Origin of the sequence: Idiomarina sp. UBA3162 (assembly GCF_002364475.1) — a bacterium.
Lineage (GTDB): Bacteria > Pseudomonadota > Gammaproteobacteria > Enterobacterales > Alteromonadaceae > Idiomarina.
Map to the genome: position 1 here is coordinate 69,154 of NZ_DEYI01000046.1, position 14,213 is coordinate 83,366.

General features: G+C 46.8%; 13 protein-coding genes. 7 read left to right on the top strand and 6 right to left on the bottom strand.

What is annotated here, in order from left to right; all coding sequences use genetic code 11:
- Positions 1-756 carry a hypothetical protein gene (locus B2X00_RS05385; RefSeq protein WP_290486430.1) on the bottom strand — a complete coding sequence of 252 codons (756 nt, stop codon included), beginning with the start codon at positions 754-756 and terminating at the stop codon, positions 1-3.
- 132 nt (positions 757-888) lie between these two features.
- On the opposite strand from B2X00_RS05385, the gene B2X00_RS05390 reads away from it, so the two are divergent.
- From B2X00_RS05390 to B2X00_RS05405, 4 genes are all read left to right on the top strand, one after another.
- The gene (locus B2X00_RS05390; RefSeq protein ID WP_290486431.1) at positions 889-2,043 is read left to right on the top strand and encodes a sensor histidine kinase; all 1,155 of its coding nucleotides are present in this window, start codon (positions 889-891) and stop codon (positions 2,041-2,043) included.
- Positions 2,040-2,678: a response regulator transcription factor gene (locus tag B2X00_RS05395; RefSeq protein WP_290486432.1), complete on the top strand. Its 639-nt coding sequence runs from the start codon at positions 2,040-2,042 to the stop codon at positions 2,676-2,678. The genes B2X00_RS05390 and B2X00_RS05395 overlap by 4 nt, the downstream gene beginning before the upstream one ends.
- A 69-nt stretch (positions 2,679-2,747) precedes the next feature.
- Positions 2,748-2,999, top strand: coding sequence for a hypothetical protein (locus B2X00_RS05400; RefSeq protein ID WP_006954641.1), 252 nt, complete (start codon positions 2,748-2,750; stop codon positions 2,997-2,999).
- Positions 3,000-3,002: 3 nt separating this feature from the next.
- The gene (locus B2X00_RS05405; RefSeq protein WP_290486433.1) at positions 3,003-4,094 is read left to right on the top strand and encodes a threonine aldolase family protein; all 1,092 of its coding nucleotides are present in this window, start codon (positions 3,003-3,005) and stop codon (positions 4,092-4,094) included.
- Between the two features lie 3 nt (positions 4,095-4,097).
- Here B2X00_RS05405 and B2X00_RS05410 read toward each other — a convergent pair whose 3' ends face one another.
- On the bottom strand, positions 4,098-4,481 hold the full coding sequence (locus tag B2X00_RS05410; protein WP_290486434.1) for a DUF6746 family protein: 384 nt from the start codon (positions 4,479-4,481) through the stop codon (positions 4,098-4,100).
- A gap of 116 nt (positions 4,482-4,597) precedes the next feature.
- Between B2X00_RS05410 and B2X00_RS05415 the strand changes: the two genes are divergently transcribed.
- Positions 4,598-5,674 carry a transporter substrate-binding domain-containing protein gene (locus B2X00_RS05415; protein WP_290486435.1) on the top strand — a complete coding sequence of 359 codons (1,077 nt, stop codon included), beginning with the start codon at positions 4,598-4,600 and terminating at the stop codon, positions 5,672-5,674.
- 22 nt (positions 5,675-5,696) lie between these two features.
- A complete protein-coding gene (locus B2X00_RS05420; protein ID WP_290486456.1) occupies positions 5,697-7,550 on the top strand; it encodes an ABC transporter ATP-binding protein in 1,854 nt (617 codons plus the stop codon).
- On the opposite strand, the gene B2X00_RS05425 is transcribed toward B2X00_RS05420, so the two are convergent.
- The 3 genes from B2X00_RS05425 to B2X00_RS05435 all read right to left on the bottom strand — a co-directional run bounded on the left by B2X00_RS05425 (position 7,480) and on the right by B2X00_RS05435 (position 10,626).
- Complete coding sequence (locus B2X00_RS05425) at positions 7,480-8,709, bottom strand: EAL domain-containing response regulator (protein ID WP_290486436.1); 1,230 nt, start codon at positions 8,707-8,709, stop codon at positions 7,480-7,482. The genes B2X00_RS05420 and B2X00_RS05425 overlap by 71 nt on opposite strands.
- Positions 8,710-8,808: 99 nt before the next feature.
- Positions 8,809-9,612 (bottom strand): mechanosensitive ion channel family protein, encoded by an 804-nt coding sequence (locus tag B2X00_RS05430; protein ID WP_290486437.1) that lies wholly within the window; start codon positions 9,610-9,612, stop codon positions 8,809-8,811.
- 12 nt (positions 9,613-9,624) lie between these two features.
- Positions 9,625-10,626: a hypothetical protein gene (locus B2X00_RS05435; RefSeq protein WP_290486438.1), complete on the bottom strand. Its 1,002-nt coding sequence runs from the start codon at positions 10,624-10,626 to the stop codon at positions 9,625-9,627.
- 211 nt (positions 10,627-10,837) lie between these two features.
- Between B2X00_RS05435 and B2X00_RS05440 the strand changes: the two genes are divergently transcribed.
- A complete protein-coding gene (locus B2X00_RS05440) occupies positions 10,838-11,302 on the top strand; it encodes an Hsp20 family protein (RefSeq protein WP_071462190.1) in 465 nt (154 codons plus the stop codon).
- Between the two features lie 76 nt (positions 11,303-11,378).
- On the opposite strand, the gene B2X00_RS05445 is transcribed toward B2X00_RS05440, so the two are convergent.
- On the bottom strand, positions 11,379-14,213 hold the full coding sequence (locus tag B2X00_RS05445) for a bifunctional diguanylate cyclase/phosphodiesterase (protein WP_290486439.1): 2,835 nt from the start codon (positions 14,211-14,213) through the stop codon (positions 11,379-11,381).

Consider the following 14,213-nt stretch of genomic DNA (forward strand, 5'->3'; position numbering starts at 1 on the left):
TTAGACTCCTTTGCGCGTGTTTAAGGTTTCATACTTTTTGCTGTAGAAATAAATCGCAACGCCACCCAGCACACCGGGCATAACCCAAAACAGTAACTGCCACTGACCGATATGTGCCAACGCATGCCGCGCACCAAAGGCAAAGAAGGCCGTGTAGACCGCGATACCTGAACCACACATTGAGCTTAAATGTTCAATTAACCAACGATTGCTCGCTACGCTTTGCGAAAATATATAAGACAGCATTTGATAGCCGTTAACGATCCCTAGCACAGCAAAAATAAAATGTAAGTAAGGACTTACCAATGCGTGTTGTGCCATTAATACACCCTGCACAAAAAGCACACTGGCAACGACCATTAATAACACCGGCATTGCAACATAGTGCCATTTTCGTAGCGGTGCTCTATTTCCTTTCGTCTGCAATACTCGGTTCGCATGATGAATGGATGTAAAGGTCAGTAATGACAGAAAAAGAAGCAACGTCCAAAACATGCGTACCGTCGCTAGGGTATCTTCTGGCGAGGTCGATTGATTAATCAACTGACCCTTAAAGTAGGTTGGAGCCACAAGTACCATCACCGACATCACTAAGGCTGAAATGGCTAACACATACATCGTGTAGGTGTAAAAGCGCCCATACTTACGGTGGTTGAAACTGCCTTTACGGGCCACCATCGGGATGACAAATAGAACCATAGCCAATGCACCTGCTAGGATATGCGTATATAAAAGAAAGGAATGTAATTGCAACATGGGTGTTCTCCGTCAGTTCACTGATTGAAAGCTTAAGCAACTCAAGCGCTCTTTGTGAGTGACAAAGGTCATGACTTAAAAGGTGACTTTCGGCCTATTTCTAAAGGAAGATATTCACGGCATACTGCCAATATGAACATTGCAAAATACATTTCACATATCACACATCTGGGCGCTGATCGTTGGGCAGGTCTGCTCACTTGGCTGGTTGTCTCGGCGACCTCGGTTTACTTTACTCACCGTCAAGGTTTGCTACCTTGGAGTGCGATTTCAACTTACGTAACTGGCCTCGCATTGATTGGGTTTATCGTTTGCTTTAGTCTCGCCACACGACAAAAGCCATTCACATATGAACCCCATACTCGGTACGGGCTTATCTCTCTACAGCTAGCCTGTATTTATTTCCCCTTCTTTTTTATCCCGCATAATTATGTCGCGATTCTGTTAGTGATCTGGGCCGCGCAGTTGCCCTACTTTATGTCGTTGCTACGTGCAGTCATACTCATGGCTGTTTTATCGATTATTTTTGGTGTCATTTATCACGTTCATTGGCAACAATCAGGCGCTTGGCTCAGCGCCGTTTTATTTTGGACGTTTGAAATTTTTTCTATCGTGATGATGACGACCCAACTAAAAGAGCAACAAGCCCGCGAGCGAGAGGAAGCAATTAATCGTGAGCTTCGCGCAACACAGACGCTACTTACTGAGGCGAGTAAACAATCTGAGCGCACCCGTATCGCTCGAAATATCCATGACTTAGTCGGACATCACCTAACAGCCCTCACTATTCAATTGCAAGTAGCCGAACATAAGTCGGAAGGCCAAGTAAAAGCACTGATTGAGCGCAGTCAGCAAGTGGCCAAACTGTTACTTGCCGATGTCCGCGAAGCGGTTAACGATATACGCAGCACGGCTGCAATCGATGTTAAAAGCGCTTTGCTCGCTTTACAACTCAACAGCCAAGAAAAGCAGGTCACTTTTCGTATTGCAGACGACCTTATCGTGACTGATGTTGCTACGGCCGAGACGCTATTACTGATTGCAAAAGAAGCCATTACTAACTTTTTCCGACATTCCAACGGCAACACGCTGCTTATCGAGCTATCGAGTCAAAAAGATATCGAGATGCGAATCGCTGATTCAGGCACAATAAAGCGACCATTGCAGCCCGGCAATGGCCTGCGGGGCATGGCCGAACGCGTCAAAGAACTAAATGGGCAATTAAACATTAATGAACAGCCAACGTTAACCATCACTGCAACACTGCCTAAGGAGCAAGCACTATGATCAAGGTGCTACTTGTCGATGACCAAACGCTTATTCGACAAGGATTAGAAAGTCTGCTCACCATAAGTGATGCGCTGACGATTTGTGGGCAGGCGAGCGATGGTGAGGAAGCCATTAACGTGATCGACTCAGTACAACCGGATGTCGTGCTGATGGACATTCGTATGCCGCGTATGGACGGCATTGAGGCGACAAAGCGCCTGTGCCAGACACATCCTCGGCTACCTATATTAATTCTAACGACCTTTGATGATCACGAATTAATTATTAAAGCCATTGCAGCAGGTGCAAAGGGCTATCTACTTAAAGATGTCTCTCTAGAAACGTTGGTCGATGCGATTCGTACACTCGTTAATGGAGGTACCTGGCTACAGCCAGCGATTACCGAACGTATCGTGAACAGCTTAAACCACAATAGCGCTAAGACCACTCCCACATTGGTAGAGCCGTTAACCGATAAAGAACTCGCTGTTCTAAGACTGATGGCGGCAGGACTCAGTAATCAAGAAATCGCCGATAGCTTGTTTAAATCGACTGGGACGATAAAAAACCAAGTCTCGTCGGTTATGGCTAAACTGGGCGTTCATGACCGCACCCGCGCGGTACTCAAAGCAATTGATTTGGGTGTTTTATAGGCTTTCGTTAGCCAACCGACCTCCTCAGTTGCTAATATTAGCTAAAACCTACGCAACCTATTGGGAGATATGGCTAAGCCAAATAAAAAAGGTCCCGTTCGCACCGTACAGATTTCGTGTTTGCAATGTAAAACCACCTTATTTAAATATCGCAAAGGTGGCAAAGGTGCACTGGTCAAATGTTTTATCGAACGGATAGTCGAGGATCACACGCAAACCCCATGTCACTGCCCAGGCTGTGGGCAAGAGTTCGCGCGGGAAACGATGATTCGCGGCACACCCGCGTATAAAATGATTGGCGGCAAAGTCCATATGAAATAAAAGATGCACATACCTGACGCTTTAAAATCTGAATTTCACTCACAATTAGATACCGCCTCCGCGGTTATTCACCGCCACCAACAACCCAATCTAAAAAATGAATTGGTGCAACTGAGCGAGTATGCGCAAGAAAGCGATATTCGCGACAGCTATGGACAGGGTGGCATTGTCAGTGAGTTTGAAAAGCAAATCTGCGAATTATTCGATAAACCTTCAGCGCTCTTTTTACCAACCGGCACACTCGCACAATGTGTCGCCATGAAGTGTTATAGCGAAACCAGTGGCAAATACGGCGTTGGTTTGCATCCCACGTCCCACTTACGACTCCATGAACATGATGCGATACAACAGTTGTGGGGGCTATCAATACACTCTATGGGTGAAGCCCAGCGCTCGCTCACGGCGGTCGATGTCGCCACGCTTAACCCGGAGCAAGTGACTGCGATTATTGTTGAGACGCCGATGCGTGAAATAGGCGGCACCATGCCCTCTTGGGATGATCTGCTTTCGATGCGCGCATGGTGTAGTCAGCACAACGTACGTATGCACTTAGATGGCGCCCGTATTTGGCAAGCGACCGAATATTACCAACGCTCTTTGGTGCAGATAGCGGAGTTATTCGACAGTATTTATGTCAGCTTTTATAAAGATTTAGGCGGTATATTTGGGGCCGCTCTTATTGGTACCGATGAATTAATGGAACCTGCACGTGTATGGTCACGCCGCGCCGGTGGAAATCCCATTACACTGTATCCTGAGGTGCTTTCCGCTCGCAAAGGGTTAGAGAGTTATCTGTTGAAGATGCCTGATTTCGTTGAATTCACTAAAACCCTGACGGACTTGCTAAGCGCCGCTGGCTTCGAAATCATTCCCTCACAGCCCAAAGCGGCTATGTTTCATATTCGTCTCCCATATAACGCGACAATAACGGCTGAAAAACTTGTTCATTATGCCCAACAACAGGGGATCATCGTGTTACCTTTACCACGAGCCGAACATGATGAAAAGGCTATTTGCGAGGTTTCAATCGGAACTCAGGCACTTAAACACGCACCTGAGTTCTGGGTTAAGCATCTATCCGCCTGTTTCTCATGAACGCTAATTTTTCTTAGCGGAGGTTATTGTGTCGAGCGTGCGTAAGTAGTCTTTCGCAAACCCCTTCACGCGCGCTTGGTTCATAGCCTCTGAACCTAAGTGGACCTGCTCCAATGAATTCGCTGCAACATCAAGCTCTTTACTCAGACGCGCCAGCGCAACTTCCAGCGTATAGGTAATTTCATGCACTTTGGCTAAATCCTGAGCGGTCATTTCGCCTTCCGTTAGAGATTTAAGCTTAGCGTTATATTCATCAATATTAGCGAGCGCTTGTGCTAAGTTTTCAGACGGCTTCGGCTTAAAGTGTTGGTAGCTTTGTTGTTGCGCTAGAGCGCTGCCAGTCATTAACACACTACAAGCTGCCAAGATATAAATCAGTTTTCGCATAGAACAGTCCTCTTACTATTTTTCCAAAGTATTCAAATAATCAATCGGTATGACACATTTTTATGTAATCATAACTGCTAATCTTTAATTTGTATTAACTAATAAGGTACGTTCACATGCGTCATTTTGTTTTCGCGTTTATCGCCTTACTGATCACCTCACCTGTGTTTGCACAGCAACAGGCTGCAGCGCAACCAGAGGAACCGTTACAAATTGCTGTGCGCGTGAACGCTCCGTTTGTGATTGAACAGAGTAATCAGCAATATCAAGGCTTGGCGATTCAGCTATGGCAAGATATTGCGGATCGGTTAAACGTCAATTATGAATTATATCCATTGCCTCTGGATGAGGTTATCAACGGTGTCGAACGTGGCGACTACGATCTCGGTCTCGGTGCACTCACCATCACATCGGAACGCGAAGCACGATTAGACTTCAGTCAACCGTTTATCAATGGCGGTTTGGCTATTGCTGTCCCCGTCAATAATGAGTCAACGTGGTGGGCAATGACTAAACGCTTTGTGTCGTTTGATTTCCTATACATTATTATGATTTTATCGCTGGTGCTCTTTGTCGCTGGGGCGTTAGTTTGGTATTTCGAGCGCAAAGAAAATGCTGAAGAGTTCTCTGACCAGCCACTAAAAGGCTTGGGGTCAGGCTTTTGGTGGGCCGCCGTGACCATGACCACCGTGGGCTACGGTGATAAATCACCGCGCAGTTTGGGTGGACGCGCAGTCAGCCTAGTTTGGATGTTTACTTGCGTCATCATTATTTCTAGCTTTACTGCAAGCATCGCTTCGTCGTTAACCGTTTCTCAGTTTCAATCAAAAGTCTCCAATGTTGCAGATTTAGGCAATGCGCGTGTGGCGACCATTGGCGCCTCAGCGACAGCGCGCTGGTTAGAAGATAAAAATATCGGCTTTGAATCTGTGACCGATCTAAACACAGCCTTAGCCAAGCTAGACCGCGGTCAACTCGATGCAGTGGTTTATGATGAGCCTATCATTCGCTACCTGATTCGTACGCAGTCGTATAATAACGTACGGGTATTACCCGAGCGCGTAATTTCGCAAGATTATGGGTTTGTACTGCCACAAGGCAGTCCGCTACGCGAGTCGATCAACCGTGAGCTATTAGCTATCATCCAAACTGAAGCATGGCGTCAAGAACGCAGCCGCTACCTCGGTCAATAATTTTTCTGGAGTTCAATCGATGTTGTTTAAATGGTTTGAAAATCGTATCAACCCGTTTCCCGAGGAAGAGCCAACGCAGCCCCCGAAAGGCTTCTTTGCGTTTTGCTGGCACTTTACTAAAGGTTCAACGCCCTATTTGCTGATGACTGCGATCTTTATGGCTGGAATAGCCATCGCAGAAGTTTGGCTTTTCGGCTTTTTAGGGCAAATTGTCGATTGGCTGTCACAGCAAGATCGCGAAACGATTTTTCAAGATCAGTTCATACCTTTAGTGTGGATGAGCGCACTCGTACTTGTCGGACTACCCTTGTTGGTTTGGATGCACTCCATGCTGACTCACCAAACACTGCTCGGCAACTTTCCTATGCGCATTCGTTGGCAGGGACATCGTTACTTAATGAAGCAGTCGATGAGCTATTATCAGGATGAGTTTGCTGGCCGCGTCGCAACCAAGCTGATGCAAACCTCGTTAGCTGTCAGACAATGTATCATGTCGTTTATTGAGATCATTAACTACGTGGTGGTCTATTTTATTGGCATGTTCTTTATTATTGGTTCCGCCGATTGGCGTCTCATGTTACCACTCGCAATTTGGCTCGTACTTTATGGGATCTTGTTGCGCTATTATGTTCCAAAACTGGGACAGGTTTCCGCTTTACAAGCAGATGCACGCTCGGTGATGACGGGACGTATTGTCGATTCCTACACCAATATCCAAACCGTCAAACTGTTCTCCCATGCACAACGTGAAGCACGGTTTGCTAAAGAGGGGATGAGCGAGTTTTTAACCACCGTCCATGCGCAAATGCGCCTCGTCACGCAACTCTACGGCTTTCTATATTTTATCAACTGTGGACTATTATTCGGCTCTGCTGCGACCGCCATCGTCCTGTGGAGAGGCGACTGGGTCACCTTGGGTGCCGTGGCGGTTGTCATTGGTTTGGTACTGCGCTTGTTCGGTATGTCACAAATGGTCATGTGGCAACTATCAACGCTGTTCGAGAGCATCGGCACCGTACAAGATGGTATTGGCTCACTCGCCGTTCCCCAGCGTATTGTTGATAAACCCGATGCCAAACCGTTAAACGTACCGCACGGTAACATTCGGTTTAACCATGTCAGCTTTCACTATGGAAAAGGCTCCGGTGTAATGGAAGATTTCAATCTAGACATTAAACCGGGTGAAAAAATTGGCGTTGTCGGTCGCTCGGGGGCGGGCAAATCGACGTTGGTTAACTTATTACTGCGTTTTTACGATGTAGAAAAAGGTGCCATTACGATTGATGGTCAAAATATTAGCCAAGTGCAGCAAGACACGCTGCGCGCTAATATTGGCATGGTCACGCAAGATACATCTCTACTGCATCGCTCCGTGCGCGACAATATCCTCTATGGCCGCCCCGACGCCACCGAAGAAGAGCTGTTACTCGCGGTAAAACGCGCGCATTGCAATGAGTTTATCGACCAACTCGAGGACTCAAAAGGACGACGGGGACTCGATGCTCATGTTGGTGAACGCGGCGTTAAACTCTCGGGTGGACAGCGTCAGCGTATTGCCATAGCACGGGTAATGCTTAAAGACGCACCGTTACTCATTTTAGATGAAGCAACATCAGCGCTCGATTCTGAGGTCGAAAACGCTATTCAAGATAACTTGTATCAACTGATGCAAGGTAAGACCGTCATTGCTATCGCGCATCGTTTATCCACTATCGCTGCGATGGATAAACTGATCGTAATGGATAAAGGTCAGATTATTGAGCAAGGTAGTCACGAGCAGCTACTTGAGCAAGATGGCCTCTACGCTAAACTCTGGCGTCACCAGTCAGGTGGCTTTCTACCTGAGACACTTGATGAAGAGGCCACTCAACATTAAAAGCCCGTTCAATGGGTTGTGGTTTAGCAAAGCGGAAGCCTTGCATGACACCGCAACCCATTTCATTCACTAACTGTTGCTCAGCTTCCGTTTCGACCCCCTCGGCAACGACCTGCATATTTAGTTCCTTGGCCAATTGCATCGAGGAGCGAATCACCGCTTTAGCTGAGTTGTCTCTAACAGCGTCTTGTACAAACGAACGGTCTAACTTCAACTCCTCAAACGGCGTATGCTTAAGACGATAAAGAGATGAATAACCTGTACCAAAATCATCGATTGAGAGCCTGAAGCCGGCTAAGTGTAACCGCGCTAATACTTCTAAAACATTGATGCGTTCGTTAGCGAGCCGAGATTCTGTCACCTCAATTACGATGCGAGAAGGGGATACATTATACTCACGCAAAAGATCGAGCAACATATCCGGCAAATGACGATCACTGAGACTATCGATACTAAAGTTAACTGCAACGGTTACCTGTTCATCGAAAGCATCGAAGTGTTTGAAATCACTCAATACCGCTTTTAAAAACGTTAAGCTCAACTCACTGATAATACCAAAGCGCTCAGCAACAGGTATAAACGTAGCCGGCGACAAAATTTGATCTGTCTTTCTATCACGCCAGCGCGCAAGTGATTCAAAACCAATCACACGGTTGTCGATAATATCAACCTTCGGCTGATAATAGGGTAGCAGTGCGCCGGTTCTAACACCTTTAATAATCTGATTAGCCGTGAGTGAATAAATGGAGTGAGGTTGTTGTTCTGGCTCGTTAATGGGGCGCGCCATCAGCAAACGTACAACCTGATTCGGGGTAACTGGCTTGGTTATTCCACCTAATACCGAATAGCCTAAGGAGCGTGCGAGCTGCTGCACCACGTCTAGCACACGGCTATCATTACCACTGATAAATCCTATGTCGCCCTCATAATGCGTTTCTGTTAAAAAGCGCACAAACTGGAGGCCATCCATATCCGATAAGCGTAAGTCACAAAGAATCAAGTCAGGGTGTTTGTTGTGTTCAACTTCGTGCAACACATCGAAACCACTTTCGAATCGCGTAACGGTTGTAATGCCATGCTTGCTCAAGGTACTAGAGAGGTGCGCGGCGGTGACTGCATCGTCTTCAAGTATTAATACATGCTCGTAGTTTGAGTTCATAAATGATGGTTCCGCAGCTCTATCGATGCGCGCCCTGCTGACTAATTGAGTCTTTAGTTTTACAGTATTCACTCAAAAACGGATTAAAGCTCTAACGAATTAATTCACTTTAGCGGTTTCAACTTTGGCAAACTGTATGTCCAGATCGATTAAACGCTGTTTGCCACGCAGACTTAAGTCAGTGATAAATTTAAATTGCTGCCGCGGATCGACAGGGTATGCTTTCAGCCGGTATCGGGTGCCCCAAGGCTCATCGTTTACAGTGACCACGACAGGTTTGTGAATTTGTAGATAAGGGCTCGTTAACGCTATTTGCTCCAATGCCTCCTTTACCATCACCCCGTTAGATTCCGGGGTCAAAAAGAACTCTGCAACACACATCAACGACGGTCCACCGTTATTGGCATTAAGCACCGCATGTTGCCAAATTTTCTCGTGTGGCATCGCAACGACCGTATCATCGGGCGTGACCAACTCGACGGTACGCAGCCCTATGTGAGTAACCTCGCCATAGACGCCGTCAATGGTAACCCAATCGCCAGGGCGATAAGGCATTTCATGAATCGCGACGACTCCCGCTATCAAACTCGACACATAATCTTTAATCGCAAAGCCAATAGCTAAACCAAGCGCACCCAAGGCAGCGACCATATTTTTTAGCGTCGGCTCTATAAAAATGGGCACAAGCATAACTAACGCAACGATCACGACAACTAAGCGAATCAAAGGAATCAGCGCCAGCGTGTACAGGCGCTGTTTACTATGAAGTAAGTTGGCTAAACGAGGCAGTAATCGCTGACTTAAAAAGACAATAAGCCACGCGATTAGGATGATCGTAACAACGCGCAGCGCTGCGTTTGAATCAACCGTCTTAAACAAGTCGGAAATTTTTCCTGTGTCCATAAAATCCTACCCCTAACACGATGTCCAATTAAAATCGCGTTGTGCTAAAAACTGCTTAGCGGCTGGATAACCCAGTTCAGTGACCGACCACTGCTCATCCTGATACCTCACAATTCCGTGACTACGCAATAAGTTTAAACTGTGCTCAATAAGGTTGGGCGCAATACTGTTGAGCACTTCTCCTAACAAAAACGTGCTAAGCCCACCGTGTAAGAGCAGTGCATAAATGACAAACGTTGATGTTTCCCCATGAGCGGCTGGCACCCGAGGCATTTCAAGTACAATTTCAGTTTGCTCCGCCGAAACAGCAAAGGCGTTACGATAAGCCGCCGCAATGCCCGGATGACCCTCACTGACCGCAAGCAAACGCCTAGCATGCGCTTGACTCACAGCAAGACGACTACTCACCATAGATGCGGTATCGAAAGGTCGTAACGTTAACGCCTGGCGATTAAGTCCACCGTGAGTCTTTTCTAAGTAGTAGTATAACCAGCTACCACAGATGACAAGCCCCGGCGAAGTCGGCGTATGCAGCGTTTTTCTCAAGAAGGCTTGCAGCCAACGCATACCGAGAGGATGCCTGACGAAACCGCACGACAAATCGTCTATCACCCAAGGCTCAGACGGCAGATTGAGTTCTTCAAATGAATGCGAGGTCAGTAATGAGTCGCGCTGAGGCATTGGCACGCGTTGCCAGCCGTTTTGACTAGCCCATTTTCTTATCACACTCCAAACTGGAGATGCCGGTGCGAGTACTAGCCACGTAACACGTGGATCACCTTGATTTTGCTGGTCCAATAGCGTGTTTAGCGAATCCAATAAAGGTTGCTCATCAAACTTGAATTCGCCGTCCTTCGGTTCCTCCTCTGCCGAGTTTGCAGTGGATACTTCGACGCGGGTCGGTCTGAGCGTCTGCAGCGTCTTATGCCACCATCGTTTTGCCAACATCGTTGTCGGCACACTGGGCGTTTCGTATTCGTTCAGTTCAATCCATCGCCAAAGCTTCTCGTCCACAGCTGTACTCGTTAGTTCATCTTAGTTTCATTTAAAAGGGTTGATTACAAAGATGCAATTTTTTTCTTGCAACACTTGAACTCGATATGATCGGGCCCTATTTAGTAGTTAAGGGTGAGGTCTCGAAGAGAGTCACCCTCAGCAAAGGCGACAACGGTTTGTGCCTTTTTAATTGAAAATTTAAAAGTTATTGCTTCTAAGGAGAATGACTATGGCTACTATAGATTTAAGTCCTCTGTATCGCAGCAGCGTAGGTTTTGATCGTATGGCATCACTACTCGATGCAGCACTTCGTTCTGACACCAGTGCGAGCGGCTATCCTCCATACAATATTGAGCGTGTGGCCGATAACCAATATGCGATTACTATCGCAGTCGCCGGTTTTGAAGACGACGATTTAGAAATCGAAGTCGAAAATGGTGTATTGCGTGTTACCGGCAAGAAAGCAGAAGAAAGCGAACAGCGCGAGTTTCTGCATCGCGGCATCGCCAATCGAGCGTTTGAGCGAAAATTCAGTCTTGCCGAGCATGTAGAAGTAACGGGTGCAGCACTTAAAAATGGGCTGTTAACCATTGGCTTGGTTAAACGAATTCCCGAGGCGATGAAACCCAAACGTATCGATATTGGTAGTTCGCCAAAAGAGCTACTCGAGAATCGAGTTAAAAGCGAAAGCTAATCTATTTTGTTTTCCCTGGGCAAAATAACATTAGTTGAGCAGAGGGCAGCAGACGCTGCCCTTTTTCTTTAAGTGCCTACCAGCGGGTTGGTTTACCGCACGCAAAACCTTGTATGTAATCGACCTTTGCTTGACTCAGTAACGCGCGCGTTTCATCGTTTTCAACACCGACAGCGGTCACTTCAACTTGGTTAATTTTGGCTAAACGGATACAGCTATCGACAAGTTCCGCATCGGTTGGATCGAGCAGCATATTCTGTACCCAAAAGCGGTTAATTTTGATTTGAGTAAGTGGTAACGATTTAAGTAGTCGAAAGCTATTAAATCCGGTACCAAACTGATCGATGGCGGTGCCAAAGCCTAGTTGATGCAATTGTTTAAAGAGTCTGTAGGTCTGTTCAAAGCGCTCGTTAGCGATGGGCTCTGCGACTTCAAACATCAATTGTTTTGGCTGAATGTTTGAATGCGCTACCATCGACTCGATAAAGTTTATAAAGTCATTATCTTCCAAACTTTGTTGCGACAAATTCACATGACATCGCCAAGTCCGCGTAGCTTCAAACGGTTGCTCCTCAAACCGTTCGATTAATTCTCGAAACAGCCAACGATCCGCTTTACCCATAATACCTGCCTGCACAGCAGCTTGTAAGAACTGTTGAGGTGCAATAGCTTCGTCTGGCTCTAAGCTGTCATCATTAGGCAAACGCAGCAAAATTTCATAGCAATGTTTATCATGTTCTATTGATGCACTAAGAATGGGTTGGCGAAATACTTGCCAGTCTTGATTCACCAGCGCGTTGCGCAACCGATCTTCCCAACGCCGCTCTTCTCTTGTTTGTAACCGTCGATGGTCGTCAGCGGTCGCACTATATACTTTAAAGTCACCAAGTTGTTGAGCTATTTTCTCCGCATCCTCGGCTTGCCTAATCAAACGCTCTGCAATCCGTAATTGTGCATCCCGAGCAACGGCCATGCCTGCATTCGCAGTGAATTGAAAGACCCGTCCCTCAGTGCTGTATCTAAATTCGCGGACAATTTGAACCAACTGATAGCACAGCGCAAACACAGACTGCTCATCTTCTGGACCTAGTATAGCGACACCATTCATCGGATAACGCGCCAGCCGAACATTTTGCGGTGCCTTTTGCTTCATCTGCAGGATCAGTTGTAGCAATGCCTGATCACGATGATGCCCACCCACCTGATCGCATAATACATCAAAGCCTTTGATATCGATTAACATCACCGTGCATGGCTTCTGTTTATCGAGCTGTGTTTGAAAAAGTCGCTTAAACTCATCAAAGTTGAGTAGCCCTGTTAACGAATCATGCTTAGCCAAGTAATTCAGTTGCATCTCTGCATCCACTTGCTTAGATACATCCATCGCATGACCCAAGCCATCGGGATAGATAGCGACAGAAAACCAACGCCGCTGACCACTCATCAAAGTAATATTAATTAGCTGTTGCCACGGTTCTGAACGTCCAGGCTCACGCCAGCTTAACGCGGCATCGCCGAATAAATCTTCGGCCGTAGGCCATTGCTGGGCAAGCATCTGCTTATTAGTGCAAGCAAGCATTGATAAAAAGGGTTTGTTAGTGCGAAGCCACTGCATTTTGCGGTCGAGCTCAAACCATCCTTCAGAGCTGCGCTGTTGAAAAAGTCGCATACGCCGGCGTATTGAACGGTTCGCCGACTTCAATCGATGTACTTTATGTCCCAACTGCTCAGAAATACGTTCGAAGTTGGCAATTAAAAGCGCGAGCAATACGGCGGTCATGGCACAGTAAACCACAATGGTGTTTTGCCCAATCCAAGTGGCAGCCATTGTCGGCCAAATAATTTGTAATGCGAGTAGCGTTAGCGTGGTAAGCAGCGATGCCTCCCAAAACGCTCGGTTCCTTGCTCTACTCGATGTCACAAAAAAGACGGCTAGAATATCGGTAATCGCTAGCAGCGCACTTTGAACAGCAAGCCACCAAGGACTTCGCAAGGCGGACCACCAAGGCTGAGCGATAGCACTCAACAGCGATACGACCGTGAGTAACATCAAAAAGCGAACGATATTGGATTGCCGGGCGGATCGACTAAACAATTCCACACTGGCCCAACTCATCATGACCAAAAGCCATTGCTGTGAATAGGGCATTAATAATTGGGCAATACTGGGTTTTAGCGGCGAAAAGTAAGTAATCCATAGGCCACTGTGTAATAGAACGACTAAAATTAAGCTGACACACACAAAGGCAATGCTCAGTTGCAATCGACGCCGATTGCCTCGTGTCATACTGAATGCCGCAACAGCAATCAGCACCATTAAGCCGACATTAATACCAAGTGCTGTTTGTTTCTGCTGTAGGTGCAACTGCAGTGAGCCGGGATTCCAAAGCTTTATCGGATTTACGTATTCCGGTGGTGTTTCGACCGATACCAATAAACGCACAGTGGAACGTGCTGGTACCTCAATAGGTAACATCATCTGCTGCGCAAGGTAAGGGCGTTGAATCAAGCCATCATTAAAACGCACATCGGCGGAGTCAATTACCTCATTATCGCGATCGATGACAAATACTTGTGCATATTTGATGTAGGAACCACCCAGATCAATCACAAAGGATTGGTTTATGGCACTGCGATTGTAAAGCGTCGCCAGTCCCCAAACCGTGGTATCCAAGTTAGCCTGAGCGCTCTTTTTCAAAGCGTTGAATGACTGCCAGTAACGGGCCCGATTGATATCCAACTGCTGCAATGACGTATTTGCAGGCAATACTCGGAATGTCATATGTTGTGATAGCGTCAAACGATCAGTTTGCGCGGAGACGGTAACGATATCATTTGCCGTGGCGCTTCCTAGCCACAGCAACACAGTCAAAATGCTCAACAAAAACCCGCTCTGCTTAGCGAATTTCAT

Excerpts from the sequence above, each read along its gene's own strand:
- B2X00_RS05385 (WP_290486430.1), bottom strand. The coding sequence starts at position 756 with ATGTTGCAATTACATTCCTTTCTTTTATATACGCATATCCTAGCAGGT.
- B2X00_RS05390 (WP_290486431.1), top strand. The coding sequence starts at position 889 with ATGAACATTGCAAAATACATTTCACATATCACACATCTGGGCGCTGAT.
- B2X00_RS05395 (WP_290486432.1), top strand. The coding sequence starts at position 2,040 with ATGATCAAGGTGCTACTTGTCGATGACCAAACGCTTATTCGACAAGGA.
- B2X00_RS05400 (WP_006954641.1), top strand. The coding sequence starts at position 2,748 with ATGGCTAAGCCAAATAAAAAAGGTCCCGTTCGCACCGTACAGATTTCG.
- B2X00_RS05405 (WP_290486433.1), top strand. The coding sequence starts at position 3,003 with ATGCACATACCTGACGCTTTAAAATCTGAATTTCACTCACAATTAGAT.
- B2X00_RS05410 (WP_290486434.1), bottom strand. The coding sequence starts at position 4,481 with ATGCGAAAACTGATTTATATCTTGGCAGCTTGTAGTGTGTTAATGACT.
- B2X00_RS05415 (WP_290486435.1), top strand. The coding sequence starts at position 4,598 with ATGCGTCATTTTGTTTTCGCGTTTATCGCCTTACTGATCACCTCACCT.
- B2X00_RS05425 (WP_290486436.1), bottom strand. The coding sequence starts at position 8,709 with ATGAACTCAAACTACGAGCATGTATTAATACTTGAAGACGATGCAGTC.
- B2X00_RS05430 (WP_290486437.1), bottom strand. The coding sequence starts at position 9,612 with ATGGACACAGGAAAAATTTCCGACTTGTTTAAGACGGTTGATTCAAAC.
- B2X00_RS05440 (WP_071462190.1), top strand. The coding sequence starts at position 10,838 with ATGGCTACTATAGATTTAAGTCCTCTGTATCGCAGCAGCGTAGGTTTT.
- B2X00_RS05445 (WP_290486439.1), bottom strand. The coding sequence starts at position 14,213 with ATGAAATTCGCTAAGCAGAGCGGGTTTTTGTTGAGCATTTTGACTGTG.